This window comes from Falsiroseomonas sp. HC035 (assembly GCF_050563525.1).
GTDB lineage: Bacteria > Pseudomonadota > Alphaproteobacteria > Acetobacterales > Acetobacteraceae > Falsiroseomonas.
This window is the reverse complement of sequence record NZ_JBNXUN010000004.1, coordinates 52,209-69,129: the sequence shown is the minus strand read 5'-3', so window position 1 is coordinate 69,129 and position 16,921 is coordinate 52,209. Positions and strand designations below refer to the sequence as shown.

14 protein-coding genes are annotated in these 16,921 nt (G+C 69.4%); 7 read left to right on the top strand and 7 right to left on the bottom strand.

All coding sequences use genetic code 11. The features are described 5' to 3' along the window. Positions 1–123 precede the first annotated feature (123 nt). The 3 genes from infA to ACLF3G_RS10620 form a co-directional block, all read right to left on the bottom strand. Entirely contained in the window at positions 124–327 is a 204-nt protein-coding gene (gene infA, locus ACLF3G_RS10630; RefSeq protein ID WP_430669685.1) for a translation initiation factor IF-1, read from the bottom strand. A gap of 99 nt (positions 328–426) precedes the next feature. Further along, a complete protein-coding gene (locus tag ACLF3G_RS10625) occupies positions 427–1,362 on the bottom strand; it encodes an SMP-30/gluconolactonase/LRE family protein (protein WP_430669684.1) in 936 nt (311 codons plus the stop codon). Positions 1,363–1,586: 224 nt separating this feature from the next. Further along, positions 1,587–3,161, bottom strand: coding sequence for a D-aminopeptidase (locus ACLF3G_RS10620; protein ID WP_430669337.1), 1,575 nt, complete (start codon positions 3,159–3,161; stop codon positions 1,587–1,589). A 78-nt stretch (positions 3,162–3,239) separates the two neighbouring features. Between ACLF3G_RS10620 and ACLF3G_RS10615 the strand changes: the two genes are divergently transcribed. Beyond that, positions 3,240–4,085 (top strand): oxygenase MpaB family protein, encoded by an 846-nt coding sequence (locus ACLF3G_RS10615; protein ID WP_430669336.1) that lies wholly within the window; start codon positions 3,240–3,242, stop codon positions 4,083–4,085. A 15-nt stretch (positions 4,086–4,100) separates the two neighbouring features. Here ACLF3G_RS10615 and ACLF3G_RS10610 read toward each other — a convergent pair whose 3' ends face one another. After that, positions 4,101–5,774: a hypothetical protein gene (locus tag ACLF3G_RS10610; RefSeq protein WP_430669335.1), complete on the bottom strand. Its 1,674-nt coding sequence runs from the start codon at positions 5,772–5,774 to the stop codon at positions 4,101–4,103. Between the two features lie 97 nt (positions 5,775–5,871). Beyond that, positions 5,872–6,762 carry a LysR substrate-binding domain-containing protein gene (locus ACLF3G_RS10605; RefSeq protein ID WP_430669334.1) on the bottom strand — a complete coding sequence of 297 codons (891 nt, stop codon included), beginning with the start codon at positions 6,760–6,762 and terminating at the stop codon, positions 5,872–5,874. 91 nt (positions 6,763–6,853) lie between these two features. Here ACLF3G_RS10605 and ACLF3G_RS10600 point away from each other — a divergent pair, with 91 nt between their 5' ends. The 6 genes from ACLF3G_RS10600 (at position 6,854) to ACLF3G_RS10575 (ending at position 14,853) form a co-directional block, all read left to right on the top strand. Beyond that, positions 6,854–8,497, top strand: coding sequence for a hydantoinase B/oxoprolinase family protein (locus ACLF3G_RS10600; protein ID WP_430669333.1), 1,644 nt, complete (start codon positions 6,854–6,856; stop codon positions 8,495–8,497). After that, positions 8,494–10,596: a hydantoinase/oxoprolinase family protein gene (locus ACLF3G_RS10595; RefSeq protein ID WP_430669332.1), complete on the top strand. Its 2,103-nt coding sequence runs from the start codon at positions 8,494–8,496 to the stop codon at positions 10,594–10,596. Before ACLF3G_RS10600 ends, ACLF3G_RS10595 begins: the two co-directional genes overlap by 4 nt. Positions 10,597–10,704: 108 nt before the next feature. Then, positions 10,705–11,688: a Bug family tripartite tricarboxylate transporter substrate binding protein gene (locus tag ACLF3G_RS10590; protein ID WP_430669331.1), complete on the top strand. Its 984-nt coding sequence runs from the start codon at positions 10,705–10,707 to the stop codon at positions 11,686–11,688. 12 nt (positions 11,689–11,700) lie between these two features. Beyond that, positions 11,701–12,702 carry a Bug family tripartite tricarboxylate transporter substrate binding protein gene (locus ACLF3G_RS10585; RefSeq protein WP_430669330.1) on the top strand — a complete coding sequence of 334 codons (1,002 nt, stop codon included), beginning with the start codon at positions 11,701–11,703 and terminating at the stop codon, positions 12,700–12,702. A gap of 1 nt (position 12,703) precedes the next feature. Further along, on the top strand, positions 12,704–13,915 hold the full coding sequence (locus tag ACLF3G_RS10580; RefSeq protein ID WP_430669329.1) for a pyridoxal phosphate-dependent aminotransferase: 1,212 nt from the start codon (positions 12,704–12,706) through the stop codon (positions 13,913–13,915). 86 nt (positions 13,916–14,001) lie between these two features. Beyond that, a complete protein-coding gene (locus ACLF3G_RS10575) occupies positions 14,002–14,853 on the top strand; it encodes a hypothetical protein (protein ID WP_430669328.1) in 852 nt (283 codons plus the stop codon). Between the two features lie 63 nt (positions 14,854–14,916). Here ACLF3G_RS10575 and ACLF3G_RS10570 read toward each other — a convergent pair whose 3' ends face one another. Beyond that, positions 14,917–15,876, bottom strand: a complete 960-nt coding sequence (locus tag ACLF3G_RS10570) for a tripartite tricarboxylate transporter substrate binding protein (RefSeq protein WP_430669327.1) — start codon at positions 15,874–15,876, stop codon at positions 14,917–14,919. Positions 15,877–15,936: 60 nt separating this feature from the next. Continuing rightward, a complete protein-coding gene (locus tag ACLF3G_RS10565; RefSeq protein ID WP_430669326.1) occupies positions 15,937–16,842 on the bottom strand; it encodes a dioxygenase in 906 nt (301 codons plus the stop codon). Positions 16,843–16,921: the final 79 nt, after the last annotated feature.

Sequence of the window (16,921 nt, the reverse complement as noted above, 5' to 3'; positions counted from 1 at the left end):
GAAGGCGAGGGCCGTGGACGAGAGATGCAGGCTTTCGGGCCGAGTGGCCTCGGTGGGCTTGGGCGCGCCGCCGGAGGGTCCGGCCCTGCCGCAAGCCAACTGAGAGGGCCTACTTGAAGCGGCCTACTTGAAGCGGAAGGTGACGCGGCCCTTGGTCAGGTCGTAGGGCGTCATCTCGACGTTCACGCGGTCACCGGCCAGGATGCGGATGCGGTGCTTGCGCATCTTGCCGCAGGTATGGGCGATGATCTCGTGGTCGTTGTCCAGCTTCACCTTGAACATGGCATTGGGCAGCCGCTCGGTGACGAGGCCGCCGAACTCCATCATGTCTTCTTTCAATTGCAGCGCCTTTTCGTGGGAGCCGCGGATATAGTCATCCGCGGCTCCATTTACAATCATTTGCGACAGTGCGTCACCCCTTGGCACTCACCCGTAGGGGGTGCCCTGGGTGTTGACATACAGGCTGTACAGCGAACGGCTGGCCGGCATGAACAGGCGGTTGCGGAAGCGCCCGCCGAAGGCGACGTTGGCACAGCGTTCCGGCAGGTGGATATGCCCGATCGGCATGCCGCCCTTGTTCAGGACCCGCACACCATCCAGCTCCGGCGTGCCCATGCCCCAGCCGCACCACAGGTTCCCGTCCATGTCGACGCGGAAGCCGTCCGGGGTCTCGCCTTCGCGGCACTGGTAGAAGATGCGGTTGTTGGACAGGCGGCCGTCCTCCCCGACATCGAAGGCGCGGATCACGCGCGGAGTGGCCGCAGCCTCGACCACGTACAGGATGCGCTCATCCGGGGAGAAGGCGAGGCCGTTCGGCCGCCCGACATCGCCGGTGGCGACGCTGACTGCGCCGTCGGGGCTGACGCGGTAGAGGTTGGTCGGCAGTTCCGGCTCGGCCTGCTCGCCCTCATAGTAGCCCAGGATGCCGAAGGGCGGGTCGGTGAACCAGATGCTGCCGTCGGACTTCACCACCACGTCGTTCGGGCTGTTCAGGCGCTTGCCGTCGTAGCGGTCGGCGATGACGGTGATGCGGCCGTCATGTTCGGTGCGGGTGACGCGGCGCGTCAGGTGCTCGCAGGTCACCAGGCGGCCCTGGCGGTCGAAGGTGTTGCCGTTGCTGTTGTTCGACGGCTCCCGCAGCACGTCGACGCGGCCGGTGGTCTCGTGCCAGCGCATCAGCCTGTTGGAGGGGATGTCGGACCAGATCAGGCAGCGCTGGGCGCCGGACCAGGCGGGGCCTTCGGACCAGCGGAAACCGGTCGCCAGCCGTTCCACGGCGGCAAGCACCAGGCGGTAGCGGTTGAAGGAGGGGTCGAGGACTTCGATGGCCGGGTCCGGGTAGCGGCCGTGCGGCGCGCCCATCGGACCACGCATCTGGCCACCCATCCGGCCATCCATCCGGCCCTCCATCCCTTGGGCCAAGGCATTCGTCGTGGCGAGGGCAGCCGCGCCCCCCGCGGTGCCCAGAAGGGCACGTCGGCTGGTCAGCATGGTGTTTCCTTCCCTGACTCGCGGCCCCTGCGGGGGCCGTGCGAAGCCTGGCATGGCGCGGCGGCTGGGCGCCAGCGCGCCGCCGGCCGGCGGGGTCAGCCGATTCGCACGTAGTCCAGCCGCCGCGCCAGCCAGCAACCCAGCGTGAGGCCGGTGGTGGCGCCGCCGGCCTTGCGCCGGAAAGCCAGGGTCCAATCGCCCGGTGGGGTGTGGTCCAGCGCCCGCGGGCAGGGCAGCACCCAGGTGTCGCCGCCCAACGGCTCCAGCTTTTCCATCCGCCCCTGGCCGAGGAAGCCGGAGAATCCGCCATAGGCGACTCCACCGGCATCCGTCACCAGCAGCTCCGCATCCAGCTCCTCGCAGCGGTAGCGGCCGGCGACGGGAGCCGTCGAGGCCTGGCCCAGGGGTTGCAGCCGAGCCGCGTGGTTCTCCTGCGGGCGGTCCATCTGCAGGGCGTCGCCGGCCAGGTACAGCCGCGTGCGACCGTTGCCTGCACTGCCATCGGACTGGATCTGGAGCCGTTCCGCCGAATGGCCGTAGCGCAGGCGAAGCTGGCCCGGCCCGGAAACCGGTCCCGCCTGGTCGATGCGGACGGCGAGGCCGGTCTCGGGCTCCGTATAGGCGCCGAGCCAGGCGGGCGCTGGATGTTCGTCCGAAGGTTGGGGGCGTGGCGCATCGAGCACGGCCGCCAGCGCATCCAGCGCCGCGGCCTGTGCATCCGCCATGTGGTTGAACAGCACCACGACGGAAAGCCGCTCCGCCGCCATGTGGATGCGGTGGCTGCGCCAGCCGCGCAGAGCGCCGCCATGGCCGGTGGTGGCGCGGCCGAATTCCATGCCGCGGCCGAGGCCGAAGCCATAGGGCGCGGCGGCGCCACTCGCGAAGGCGACAGGCGCGGAGAGGCGCCTGTAGAGGCCACCCGCGTCGTCCCGCGTCGCATCGATGTGGCGTTCCCAGGCGATCATGTCGTCCAGGCTGGCGCCGAGACCGGCATCGCCGGTCCACAGGACGCGGTTTTCCGCCGCGCGGAAGCCGCTGGCGACGGTGCCCTCGTAGCCCTCCGTGCCATCGGGCATGGCGCGGGTATCGGCGGCGAGGATGGCGGAGCCCATGCCGACGCGGTCGAAGACCTGAGTGCGCAGCAGTTCGGCGAAGCTGCGCCCGGTGTGGTCCGCCACCGCATCCGACAGCAGCCGGAAGTTCTGGTTGCAGTAGGAATAGCGGGTGCCGGGGGCGAAGTGCAGGCTGCGCGTGCCGGCGATGAGGCGGGCCGATTCCAGGTCCCCGAAGGCCGATTCGGCGGGCGCGCCGTGCAGCATCGCGACTGCCCAGTAGTCGCGCAGGCCGGACTGGTTGTGCGCCAGGTGCAGCGCGCCGGGGGCCGGACCCTCCAGCAGGGGAAGCCGCGCCCGCAGCGCCGGGTCCAGGATGGTGGGGTCGGGGCAGGAATCGAGCAACGCGGCGCAGGTGAACTGCTTGGTGACGGAGCACATGCGGAAAAGCGTCGCCGGCGTGAAGGGAATGCGGCGCTCCGCGTTGGCGTAGCCCCAGGCATGGCGCAGCAGCACCTCTCCTGCCCGCAGCACGGCGATGGCGCCACCGGGGCCGGCATGGTCTTGCGGCAGGGTGGCGGCGAGGCGGTCAAGGCGGGCAGTGAGGCTCTGGGTCATGTCGCGCAGTCTGCCGCAATCCGGCCGGCTGCGGAACGGCGGCTTGCCGGCGGCCTTCGCGGCCTCATCTCACCTCTCATGGCCTATCCTGACACCTCCGCCCTGGCGCAGCCGCTGAAGCGGGCGATCGCGCGCCAGGTTGTCGCCCTGTTCAACGATGCCTCCCGTGGCGAGGCGCCGGTGGCGCGGCGGGCGGACGGGCTGTTCGGCCCGCGCTCCGTTGCCTGGCGCGTGCATGGCGACGTCGCCGCCATGATGGTCGGTGGCATCGCCTCCCTGCTGTTGCAGATGCTGCATCCGGCGGTTCTCGCCGGGGTGTGGGACCATTCGAATTTCCGCGCCGACATGCATGGAAGGCTGCGCCGCACCGCGCGCTTCATTGCAACGACGACCTATGGCGCGAAGCCGGATGCGGAAGCGCTGATGGCGCGCATCCGCCGCATCCACGACCAGGTGCGCGGCACCCTGCCGGACGGCACGCCCTATGAGGCGAACGACCCGCGCCTGCTGGCCTGGGTGCATGTGACGGAAACCACCAGCTTCCTCGACGCCTGGATCCGCTACGCCGAGCCCCGCATGACGCTGGCCGACCAGGACCGCTACTTCGCCGAGATGGCGCGGATCGGGGAGGCGCTGGGTGCCGCGCCGGTGCCGCGCAGCCGGGCGGCGGCGCGGGCGCTGATCCAGGCGATGCGGCCGGACCTGCTGTGCGATGCGCGGACGCGGGAGGTGGCACGCCTGGTGCTGACGCGGCCGCAGCCGAGCCGGTACCCGGAGGCGCTGCACAGCCTGACCATGCAGGCCGGCATCGACCTGCTGCCGGATTGGGCGCGCCACATGCACAAGCTGCCGCCGCCGCCGCGCGGCCTGGTTCGCGCCGGGACGTTCGGCGTGGCGCGGACGCTGCGCTGGGCGTTTGCCTGAACTTTCCGAAGCGGCTCAGGCGATGATGTGGAAGTCGGATCCGGTCAGGTTGGCGACATTGAGAACCGTGACACTGTTGCTTTCACCAAAGTGGATGATCGTGTCCGCGCCCACCGTCTCGATCATTACATCCGTGACCTTCTGCAGGACATGGCTGAACACCTTTGCGGGCAGGCGCGCCCAGACGGCGGAGGGAATCGGGGGAAACCCGAATCCGGTAAGTTCGATGGTGTCCTCGCCTTTCCTGAAGTCGTAGACATAGTCGGTGCCGTTCTGAGGCATGAACACGAACGTGTCGGCGCCGCCCGTTGCGATGCCGTCCTGGGTGCCGAAATCGCCCCACATGTGGTCTTCGGCATTCTCGCCACTCACGAGACGGTCGGCGCCGCCCACGGCACCCTGTTCTCCATGCACGGCATCGCCGTAGAACCAGTTTGCAAAGATTGTGTTGGCGCCGCCCACAAGGAGGTCGTCGCCACCTGCGGAGTTGGTCATCACCGCGGCATCACCGTGAAGGGATATCGCCTCGAACCCTGAACCGAAGAGGCTGTCGTCGCCTCCCGTCGAAGAGGTCATGTGGAAGGCATCGCCGTACAAGTAGTTCTCGAAGGAACCACGTGCACCGATCAGGACATCGTCCCCGCCCTGGGACCCTGCCATCTCTCCGGCATCACCAACGATGAGGTTCAAGTCGTCGGCAGCGCCTCCCGTCAGAGTGTCGTCACCACCGGTCGACAGCGTCATGCGCGCGGCGTCTCCGTAAAGCTCGTTGTCACCTGAGAAGCCGATAGCCGTGAGGACGTCATTGCCGCCGGAGGAATCGAACATTTCCTCAGCATCGCCGAAGAACCGGTTGGATGTTGTTGGACCCAGCGCCGTTCCGCCGGCCGTGAGAGTGTCATCTCCGCCCTGCGAATGGGTCATGGTGCCGCCATCACCGACGAGGTAGCTGTCACACCTCTCCGCGCCGGTCAGTGCGTCATCTCCACCCGTGGAGGATGCCATCAACGCGGCGTCGCCGAAGAACAGGATCTCCAATGGACCCGTGCCAGCGGCGAGAATGTCGTTTCCCCCAACGGAACCCGCCATTGCGACGGCGTCGCCGAACAGGGCGTCATGCGAGTTCGATCCGCCGATGAGGGTGTCGTCCCCGGCCATGGACAACGCCATCTGCCTAGCATCGCCGTGGAGGTGATTGTAGACGGCCCCCACCCCGGCCGTCAGGAGATCGTCGCCACCCGTGGACGCCTCCATATCGTAGGCATCGCCATACAGAAGATCGTCGGCAGATCGCGCTCCGCCTGTGATGATGTCGTCCCCTCCGATGGAGGCGGATGTCAGCGTGAAGGCATCCCCGAAAAGGAAGTTTTCGCGCGCGGACGCTCCCCCTGTCAGGATGTCATTTCCGCCGGTGGACATCGTCAGGGTCAGCCCGTCGCCGAACAGGCGGTTGAGCAGGGTGTGTTCATCACCGCCCCGGAGGCTGTCGTTACCCCCCGTCGCGACATTCAGGAACACCGCGTCCCCATAGAGCCAGTTCTCAGGCGCTGCCGCGCCACCAATGAGGGTATCATCGCCACCCCTATCAACCGCACTAAGACTATCATCAGCATCTCCGAAAAGGTTGTTAATCTCTCCATCGATGCCGATCAGCAGATCGTTCCCGAGATCTCCAACTTTGTAAGCCATGACCCCCTCCAGATATCTTTTCAAATTATTCAGGTAGGTCGATATCTTGCTAGCTCATGGCATGACTTCCTTGATCTGGAGCAAGCCTGCGCGTTATTCAGCTCGCCTCGGCACATTCTAGGAAGGCGCGGGCGAGCGCCGCCGGCCCGGCCTGCGGTGTCGCCAACCAGATACTGGTCGTGGCGCCGGGGTCGCGCAGTCGGCGATGCGTCACTCCCGCCACCTGGATCTGCGCCAGCGATTCCGGCGCGACCGCGATCCCGAGGCCGGCTGCGACGAGACCTATCAGCGTCGAGTTTTCCCGTGCCGTCTGGGTGATGTCCGGGGCGAAGCCGGCGGCGCGGCACAGTGCCAGAAACTGGGCATGCAGCGTGGTGCCGACGGACTGCGCAAAGAAGATCAGCTTCTCGTTCGCCAACGCCGAGACCGGCAGCGTGCCGGGGCGCGCTGCCAGCGGATGATCCACCCGCATCAGCGCCACCAGCTTCTCCCGCAGCAATTCCACCGCCGCAATGTCGGCCGGAATGTCAGCCGCCGAGGGGCAGCGCAGGAAGCCGGCATCGAGCTGGCCACGGCGCAGCGCGTCCACCTGTTCCAGGGTCGGGCTTTCGTGCAGCGCCAAGTGGACATCTGGCAGGCGGCGGCGGAATTCCAGCACGGTGCGGGTGAAGACCGGCAGCAGGGGCGCGGAGGCGAACAGCCCGATGCGCAGCTCGCCGATCTCGCCGCGCCCGGCGCGCCGCGCCACCAGTTCCGCCCGCGCCGCCTGGGCCAGTGTGGCGCGCGCCTCGATCAGGAACATGCGGCCTGCCTCGGTGAGGGCGACGCGCCGCGTGCCACGCTCCAGCAGGGGCGTCGCCAGCTCGGTCTCGAGCTGCCGGATCTGCTGGCTCAGCGGCGGCTGCGCCATGCCGAGGCGGCGGGCGGCGCGGGTGAAGTGCAGTTCCTCCGCCAGGGCGACGAAGTAGCGCAGGTGCCGCAGTTCCATATCGAACGCCTATCGTGGGAGACGTGTTTGATATTGGACGCGTTGTTTCGGGCCGACTAGCGTTTCGCTTCGCCCTGCTGGAGGCCGCGCCTTGGACGAGTTCGATCCGATCACCCTCGAGGTCTATTGGAGCCGCCTGATCTCCATCGCCGACGAGGCCGCGACCGGCCTGCTGCGCACGGCGTTCTCGACCATCGTGCGGGAGTCCAACGACTACGCGACGGTGCTGATGGACCGGAACGGGGATTCGATCTCGGAGAATACCGGCGGCATCGCCTCCTTCTCCTGCATCCTGCCGAAGACGACGAAGCACTTTCTCCAGCGCTTCCCGATCGAGACCTGGCAGCCGGGTGATTGCGTGATCACCAACGATCCGTTCCTGGCGACCGGGCACCTGCCGGACTTCACGGCGGTGTCGCCTATCTTCCATGGTGGGACGATCGTCGGCTTCGCCGGCTCCATCGCACATTCGCCGGATGTCGGCGGCGCGCTGTGGTCGGCGGATTGCCGGGAGCTGTACGAGGAAGGCATCCGAATCCCGCCGTCGCGCCTGTATCGCGCGGGGGAGCGCAACGCGGATCTGGTGGAGTTGCTCAGCGCCAATGTGCGCATTCCGGGCCCGGTGATGGGCGACCTGGAGGCGCAGGTGGTCGCAAACCAGGTGGCGGTTCGGCGGCTGGCGGAATTCCTGGACGACACCGGCCTCGCCGACCTGCAGGGATTGTCGGAGGCGTTGCAGAGCCGCGCCGACCTGGCGATGCGCCGCGCCATCGCGGAGGTGCCGGACGGCACGTACGAGTCGGTGCTGGAGGCCGATGGCTTCGACGAGCAGGTGACGCGCATCGTCTGCCGCGTGTCCGTGAGCGGCGAGACGATGCATATCGACTTCGCCGGCACTTCGCCGCAGATCGACCGTGGCATCAACTGCGTGATGAACTACACGCACGCCTATTCGGTGTATCCGGTGAAGTGTGCGCTGGACCCCTTCACGCCGCGCAACGAGGGCAGCTACCGCGCCATCACCGTGGCGGCGCCGGAGGGCTCGATCCTCAACCCGCGCTTCCCTGCCCCGTGCAGCGCGAGGCAGCTCACCGGGCATCTTCTGGCGGGCGCCATCTACAAGGCACTGGCGGATGTGCTGCCGGATCGCGTCATGGCGGAATGCGGCGGGGCGCCGACGATGCGCGCGCTGTTCTCCGGCCTGGACCAGAATGGCGACCGCTTCTCCCAGGTTCTGTTCGCGAGCGGCGGCATGGGCGCCTGCCCGCATCGGGACGGGTTGCCGACCACGGCCTTCCCGACCAATGTCGGCGCGGGCTCCATCGAGGCGTATGAGAGCGTCGCGCCGCTGCTGGTCTGGCGAAAGCAGCTTCGGGCCGATTCTGGCGGCGCCGGGCGGTTCCGCGGCGGGCTGGGGCAGGAAGCCGAGATCGAGGTACGGACGCCGGCGGCGGTGCGACTTTCGCTGTTGTCGGACCGGCGCGACCATCCGGCGCAGGGATTGTTGGGCGGCGGCCCGGGCGCACCGGCTGTGATCGAGATCGACGACGGCACCAGGCCGCATCCGAAATCGCGCACCGGAGTCGAGACCGGGCGGCGCGTGACGCTGCTGTATCCCGGCGGCGGCGGCTTCGGCGACCCGAAGCTGCGCGACCCGGACGCCGTGCGCGCGGATATTCGCGATGGCTACGTCACGGCGGAAGCCGCGCTGCGCGACTACGGGGTGGAGGCATGAGCGGCACGGCACGCATCGGGGTCGATGTCGGCGGCACCTTCACCGACTTCGTGCTGCATGATCCGGCAAGGAAGCTCGTCGCCACCGGCAAGCGGCTGACCACGCCGGACGATCCCAGCGAGGCGATCATCGCCGGCGTGGTCCGCCTGCTGGATGAGACGGGCCTGAAGCCCGCAGACCTGCACAGCATCGTGCACGGCACCACGCTGGTGACCAACACCATCATCGAGCGCACCGGCGCCACCGTCGGCCTGCTGACCACCGCCGGCTTCCGGGACGTCATCGAGATCGGGCGGGAGACGCGCTACGACCTGTACGACCTGTACCTGGAAGCGCCACCGACGCTGGTGCCGCGGCACCGGAGGCTGGAGATTCCGGAACGCATCGACGTGCATGGTACGACGCTGCTGCCGCTGGACGAGGACGCGGTGCGCGAAGCCGTCACGCGGCTGGTCGAGGCCGAAAAAATCGAGGCGCTGGCGATCGCCTTCCTGCACGCCTACCACGCGGACCGGCACGAGGTGCGCGCCGGCGAGATCGTGGCAGAGATGTACCCCGGCCTGCCTCTGTCGCTGTCTTCCCGCGTTGCGCCGGAAATCCGCGAGTTCGAGCGTACCAGCACCGCCTGCGCCAACGCCTATGTCCAGCCGCTGATGCGCCGCTACCTCGACAAGCTGGAGGCGGATCTCGCCGCGCTCGGCTTCGTCGGGCGGCTGCATGTGATGCTGTCTGGCGGCGGCATCGCGGCGGTGCGGGACGCCAAGGAATTTCCCATCCGCCTGATCGAATCCGGCCCCGCGGCGGGCGCCATGGCGGCGTCCTTCCTGGCGCGCCTCACGGGCGAGAACCACGTCGTCTCCTTCGACATGGGCGGCACCACGGCGAAGATGTGCCTGGTGGAGAACGCGTCGCCGGACCGCAAATTCGACTTCGAGGCGGGCCGCGTGCGGCGCTTCCAGAAGGGCTCCGGCCTGCCGCTGAAGGTCTCGGTGGTGGACATGATCGAGATCGGCGCCGGTGGCGGCAGCATCTCCCGCGTGGATTCGGCCTCCGGCCTGATGAAGGTCGGGCCGCGCAGCGCGGGGGCGAAGCCGGGGCCGATCTGCTACGGGCGCGGCGGCACGGAACCCACCGTGACGGATGGCGACCTGGTACTCGGCCGGCTGGATCCGAAGTACTTCCTCGGCGGTGAGATGGCGCTGGACCCCGGCGCGGTACGGCGCGCGATCGAGACGGGCATCGCCCAGAACCTCGGCGTGACGCATGACATGGCGGCGCTCGGCATCCGCCGCATCGTGGACGAGACGATGGCGGCGGCGACACGCATGCACCTGGCGGAGAAGGGGCGCGATCCGCGCCGCTACACGCTGATCGCCTTTGGCGGCGCCGGGCCGGTGCACTCCTACGACCTGGCGCGATTGTTGAAGATGAAGCGGATGCTGGTGCCGCTGGGGGCTGGCGTCGCCTCGGCGCTCGGCTTCCTGGTGGCGCCGCCCGCGACCGACCTGGTGCGCAGCCATGTCGGGCGGCTGGAGCGGCTGGACTGGAACCACGTGAATGGCCTGCTGGCGCAGATGGCCGAGGAAGGCCGCGCCTTGCTGCTGGAGACCGGTGCCGACCCGGACCGCATCACAGCCCTGCCCGCCGCCGACATGCGCCATGTCGGCCAGGGCTTCGAGATTCCCGTGAAGCTGCCGGCGATGAAGCTCACGGCCGCCGACCTGCCGGCGATCCGGGAAAGCTTCTTCACCAGCTACCGGGAGCGCTTCGGCCGCGCGTTGACCGACCTGCCGATCGAGGCGCTGTCCTGGCGCGTCGCCTGCCTCGCGCCTGGCCGTGACATCCAGCTCGCCGAGGTCGCCAACACCGCCACCGACTCCTTCACCGATGCCACCCAGGCACGGCGTGGCGTGCGGGAGGTGCTGTTCGAGGGCGCGGGGTGGCTGCCCTGCCAGGTCTATGACCGCTACGCCTTGGCCCCCGGCGCCAGCTTCACCGGCCCGGCGCTGGTGGAGGAACGCGAATCCACCTGCGTCATCGGGCCGGATGCCCGGGTTTCGGTCGATGCCTTCCGAAATCTGGTCGTCGAACTGCCCTGAGCGGGCAATACTGAACAAGGTGGCGCCACCAAGAAGCGCCACCGACAGGGACTGCGCAGGCAGCACGGCAACATCAACGCCGCACGCGGCGACAACGGAGACCGGACCATGGCGACGCGTCGTTCCCTTCTGGCAGCCGGCCTCGCGCTGCCCGCCTTTGCAACGGTGTCGCGAATCGCGGCGGCGCAGGACGTGTTCCCATCGCGTCCGGTCACGCTGGTGATCCCCTGGGCGGCGGGTGGGTCCACCGACACCCTCGGCCGGCTGCTGGCGCAGACCATGGCGGCCGACCTCGGCCAGCCGGTGGTGGTGGAGAATCGCGGCGGCGCCTCCGGCACCGTGGGCCATGGCCATGTCGCCCGCGCGCGGCCCGATGGCTACACCTTCCTGCTCGGCACCAACAGCACCTACGCCATCGCGCCGCACCTGATGCGCAGCCTGCCCTACGACAACCGCGCCGCTTTCACCGGGCTCAGCCTGGTGGCGCGCAGCGCGCAGGCGCTGTGCGTGCATCCCTCGGTACCCGTGAGCAACGTGGCGGAACTGATCGCCTACGCGAAGTCGAAGCCGGGCGAGGTGACCTATTCCTCCGCCGGCATCGGCGCGAGCAGCCACCTGGCGACGGAGCTGTTGCAGGCCAAGGCCGGCATCCGCCTGCTGCATGTGCCGTATCGTGGCGGCGGCCCCTCGGCGCAGGGCCTGCTGGCCGGGGAGGTCGCGATGTCCTTCGTCGATCTCGTCACCGCCCTGCCCTTCCGCCCGACCGGCCAGCTGAAGCTGCTCGGCGTCAGCACGGCGGAGCGTTCGCAGCTGGCCTCCGACGTGCCGACACTGGCGGAGGCCGGGGTACCGGGCTTCGCATCCTCGACCGATGTCATCATGCTGCTGCCGGCCGGCACGCCGGCGCCCATCGTCACGCGGCTCTCGGCGTCCTTGCAGAAGGCGCTGGCGGATGCGGAGACGCGGCGCAAGATCATCGGGCTGGGGATCGAGCCGATCGGCAGCACCCCGGCCGAGCTGGACAGCTACTGGACGGAGGAGCTGGCCAAGTGGGGCGAGATCATCCGCAGCCAGAACATCACCCTGGGCTGAAGGATTTCCGCCATGATCACCCGTCGCTTTGCCCTCGCCGGGCTGGCCGCCACCCCCTTCGCGCAGGTCGGGGCACAAGCCTGGGCGCAGGGGGCCGGCTGGCCGGATCGGGTGATCAGCTTCACCATCCCCTTCCCCGCCGGCGGGTCCGCGGATCTGCTGGCGCGGCTGGTGGCGGACCGTATGGCCCCGCTGCTGGGCGTCGGCGCGCGCATGGTGGTGGAAAATCGTGCCGGTGCCGGTGGCACCATCGGCAGCGACCATGTGCGGCGGCAGCCGGCGGATGGCCACGCCATCCTGCTGGCCACGCCCTCCACGCACGGCACCGTGCCTGCCTTGCAGCCGGACACCACGCCCTATGACCCGATCGCGGACTTCACCGCCATTGCGGTGCTGGGGCGGGCGCCGATCGCGCTCGCGGTGCCGAATGCCTCGCCGCACCGCGATCCGCAATCGCTGATCGCGGCGCTGCGGGCCAACCCCGGCCAGGCGAGCTGGGGCAGTTCGGGGTCGGGCAGCGTCGGGCATTTGGCTGGGGAGTTGATGAACCTGTCCGCCGGCGGGCTGCGCGCCGAGCACATCCCCTATCGCGGCGGCGCCCCGCTGGTGGAGGCGCTGACCAAGGGCGAGGTGCAGTATGGCTGGGAGCCCTTGGGTTCGCTGGCCGCGGCAGCGCGGGATGGGCTGTTCCGCATCATCGGCATGGGCACGGCGCAGCGCCACCCATTGTTCCCGGACGTGCCGACGATGCAGGAAGCTGGGCTGGACGGCTTCGCGGCGAGCACCTGGAACGTCATGCTCGGCCCGAAGGGCATGCCGGCCGCGGTGGTGGAGAAGCTGAACGCGACTGCGAACCAGGTGCTGGCGATGCCCGATGTGAAGGCGCGGCTGGCCACCGCCGGCATCGACGCCGTCAGCGACAGCACGCCCGCCACGACGGCCGCCTTCGTCGCCGGCGAGTTCGCGAAATTCAAGGATATCGTCGCCCGCGCGCGGCTGAGCCTGGCGCGCTGAGATGAGCGCTTCCTCGATCATCGCGGACCGGCTGAACCGCATCCAGCCGTCGCTGACCACGGCCATGCGCCAGCGCGCCCAGGCGCTGAAGGCGGAGGGCCGCGACGTGCTGGCGATCTCCTCCGGCGAGCCGGATTTCGACACGCCGCAGCACATCAAGGACGCGGCCATCGCCGCCATCCAGGCCAACCAGACGCGCTACACCGACATCTCCGGCACGCTGGCCCTGCGCCGCGCCGTGGCAGTAAAATTCAAGCGCGACAACGGGCTGGACTACGCGCCGGACGAAATCCTGGTCGGCACCGGCGGCAAGCAGGTGATCTACGATGCGCTGATCGCCACCATCAATGCCGGCGACGAGGTCATCATCCCGACGCCCTGCTGGGTGTCCTATCCGGATATCGTCGGGCTGGCCGATGGCACGCCGGTGCTGCTGCCCTGCGGCCCGAACCAGGGCTTCAAGCTGGCGCCGGAGCAATTGGAAGCGGCCATCACGCCGCGCACGAAGTGGCTGATCGTCAACACGCCGTCGAACCCAACCGGCGCGACCTACAGTGCGGAGGAACTGCGCGGGCTGTGCGACGTGCTGCTGCGCCATCCACAGGTCCACATCCTGACCGACGACATCTACGAGAAGCTGATCTTCGACGGTCGCCAATTCGCCACCTTCGCACAGGTGGAACCGCGGCTACGCGACCGCACGCTGACGATGAACGGCTGTTCCAAGGCGTATGCGATGACCGGCTGGCGCATCGGCTTCGGCGGCGCGCCGCGCCACATCATCAAGGCGATGGACAAGCTGCAGGGCCAGAGCACCTCCAACACCTGTTCCATCGCCCAGGCCGCCGCGGTGGCGGCGCTGGAGGGGCCGCAGGAGGCGACGGAGGCGATGCGCCAGGTCTACGAGGCGCGGCGCGACCGCGTGGTGGCGGCGCTGAACGCGACCCCGCATCTGCGCTGCCACCTGCCGGAAGGCGCCTTCTACGCCTTCCCGGACATGACCGCCTGCATCGGCCGCACCACCGCCGCCGGCACGCGGATCGGGAATGATTGGGATTTCGTGCTGGCACTGCTGTCGGAGGCCGGCGTCGCGACGGTGCAGGGTTCAGCGTTCATGTTCCCAGGCCATTTCCGCATCAGCTTCGCCGCCGCCGATGCGCTGCTCGACGATGCCTGCCGTCGCATCCGCGGCTTCTGCGAGGCGCTGCACTGAGCGCGTGAAGCGGGTGAAACCGGGCCGGCCTCGACGCCTGTGCCCGGCAGTGCGACGGTCCTGCCGGAAATCGGCAGGAGATAGCCTTGGGCGCGTTCAGACTGGCCGTCATCGGCGGCGCCATCCTGGCCCTCGGCGCCGGCTGCGCCGCCCCGGGTGCGCTTGCGCCCGCTGGCCCGGCCCGCGCGGCTGCCGCCGATCCACAGGATAGCTGCGGTCCGCAGGTGGTGGTGTTCGTCTCGGCCGGGGACCTGTTCGGCACGCCGCCGCGCCGAGCCGGCACGCCCTCCGCGGAAGAGCTGGCGGCGGAGCTGGCGCGCGAAAATGCGGCGCTGGAGCGGTTGCAGATCGCCTTCGATGCGCTGCTGTATTGCCGCTGGACGGAAGTGCGGGTAATCCGGGCCGAGGCCGGCTCCGGCGCCTTCCCGGCCGAGGAGCTGCCGCGCCGACTGGGCGCGGCGGAAGGACGGCTGCGCCGGGATGTCGAACAGGCCCGCCAGACGCGCGAGCAGATTGCCGCCCGCAGCGCGCGGATCGAACAGGCGGTCGAGGCCGCCGCACCCGGCACGCGGGCGGCGCTGGCCGCGGCGCGGGCGCCCCAGCCAGGGACGACGCGCGCGGTCGCCTCGGCCAGCGTGCCGCTACGGGCCCGGCCGGATGGCACGGCGCCGGTGGTCGCAACGCTGGAGGCGGGGCGGGATGTGAGCCTGCGCCGGGCGGCGGGCGGCTTCGTGCTGGCTGAGGCGGGCGGTGGCGTCTCGGGCTACGCGCTTGGCACTGCCTTCACCGTGCAGGCCGAAATCCCGGCGACGACACCACAGGGTGTCGGTCGCCTGCGCAGTCTGGCGGCGACCAACCTCGCCCGGCGCGATGCCTTCGCGCAGAGCGTGGAACTGGCCAGCCGCTCCGGTGTGCAGGGCTTCGAGCCGGGCGGCTGATGGCCGCCCGGTAGAGGCGCATTTTCCGAGTCGCCCGGCGCGGACGCCGGGCCTGGAAATGCTTTACCGGTTGATGGTCAGGCCGCGCAGCAGCCCGGCCTTCTGTTCCACATCGGTCTGCACCCGGCGCGTGAAGTCGGCGGCGCCGAGGTAGAAGTTCGTCGGCTGCGAGCCGGTGCGGGCCGCGGCGCGGTAGCTGTCTCCCGCGGCGGCGGCGGCGCAGGCGGCCTCGATCCGCGCGATGCGATCCGGCGGCGTGGCGGCCGGCGCGAACAGCCCGCCGAAGCTGGCCGGCGAGACATCGAAGCCCTGTTCGACGGCGGTGGCGGCATTAGGGAAGTCCGGGTGGCGCTGCGTGTCGAAGACGGCCAGCACGCGCAGGTCGTCACGCCCCGCGGCGGAGCCGAGCACGATGGAGCCGACCTCGATCCGGCCGGCCAGCACTTCCGTCATCACCATGGCATCGGCTCGGTAGGGCACGTGCTCCACCTCGACGCCCGCCGTCTGCGCCCATTGCACCATGGCGAGGTGCGGGATGGAGGTGACGCCGAGCGTGCCGTAGGTGACCTGGCCCGGCCGGGCCCGGGCCGCCGCCTGCAGATCGCTCAGGGTGCGGATCGGGCTGTCCGGCTTCACGATCAGCGCCATGGAGTTGTTGAAGACCTGGCAGATCGGCCGGAAGGAATTGGCCTGCAACCCGGAGGTCGGCTGGATCACCGGCAGGACGGAGGCGACCAGCGCCGGCACGAACAGCAGCGTGTAGCCATCCGGCGCCGAGCGCGCCACGGAGGCCGAGCCGACGGAGCCCGCCGCGCCATCGCGGTTCAGCACCACCACGGACTGGCCGAGATGCGGCGTCATCGCCGCGCCCAGCGCCCGAACCAGCAGGTCGATGGCATTGCCGGGCGGATAGGGCAGGACGACCTGGACGGGGCGGGTCGGGAAGGCTTCCTGCGCCTGCCCGGCAGCCGGGACGGCCAGGGTCAGCGCGGCCGCAGCGGCCATCATTGCACGTCGGAACATCGTTGGTCGTCCTCCCAGTCTGGTTCAGGCACTTTGCGTGTCTTGGTTGCGTGCGGCAGCTCAGCCGGCGGGCATCAGCCTCGACGGATCGGACCCGACCCGCCCGCCTTCCGTGTCGGCGTCGCGCGACAGGGTGAAGTCGTAGCGGATGCCGGGCAGGCCCTTCACGGGCGCATCCGGCAGGTCGTCGCGCGCCGTGATCACCAGGGATTGCGAGACGCCGAACACCGTGTCGCTGTCCACATGCGCGTCGTCACCGAAATATAGCGCCGTCACCAGTTCCCGGTGCCCGGGGGCGGCGACCAGGATGTGGATGTGCGCCGGGCGGAAGCCGTGCCGGTTCTGCTGGCGCACCAGCTCGCCCACCGGACCGTCCATCGGGATCGAGTAGCCGATTGGCCGGACCGTGCGGAAGTGGAAGCGCCCATCCGCGTCGCAGCGCAGCTGGCCGCGCATGTCCATCACGGAGGGATCATGCGCCTGCAGGTCGTACTGGCCCTCCGCATCGGTCTGCCAGACATCGATCACCGCCCCCGGCACGCCCTGGCCGCCGGTGTCGGTCACCTGGCCGTAGATCTGGATCTCCGGCCCGCCGGCGATGCGGGCGATGCTGCCGCCGAGTTCGACCTTGGGCGCGTCCTCGCGGAAGAACGGGCCGAGCAGGCTGGTCTCGGTGCCGGTGGCCTCGCGGCCCTTGGTGTCGTGCATCACGTTGACCAGCCGGGACAGGCCGAGCACGTCGGACAGCAGGATGAACTCCTGCCGGTAGGGCGTGCAGGCCTGGCCGACGGCGGTCATGAAGGCGATGCCCTTCAGCCATTCATCGGGTGTCAGGTTCACCTCGCGCGCAAAGGCGTGCAGGTGGCGCACCGCCGCCTCCATGATCTCCCGCATGCGCGGGTCGGGGGTGGTCGCCATCTGCTCGATGACCGCGTCGGTGATCCCGTTGACGTCGAGGTCCTGCATCGCATCCTCCTGCCCGTGCGGGCGATCGATTGATCCTGTTGGTCAAAGCCAGATCAGTTGGGGCCAGATCAGTTGGGGC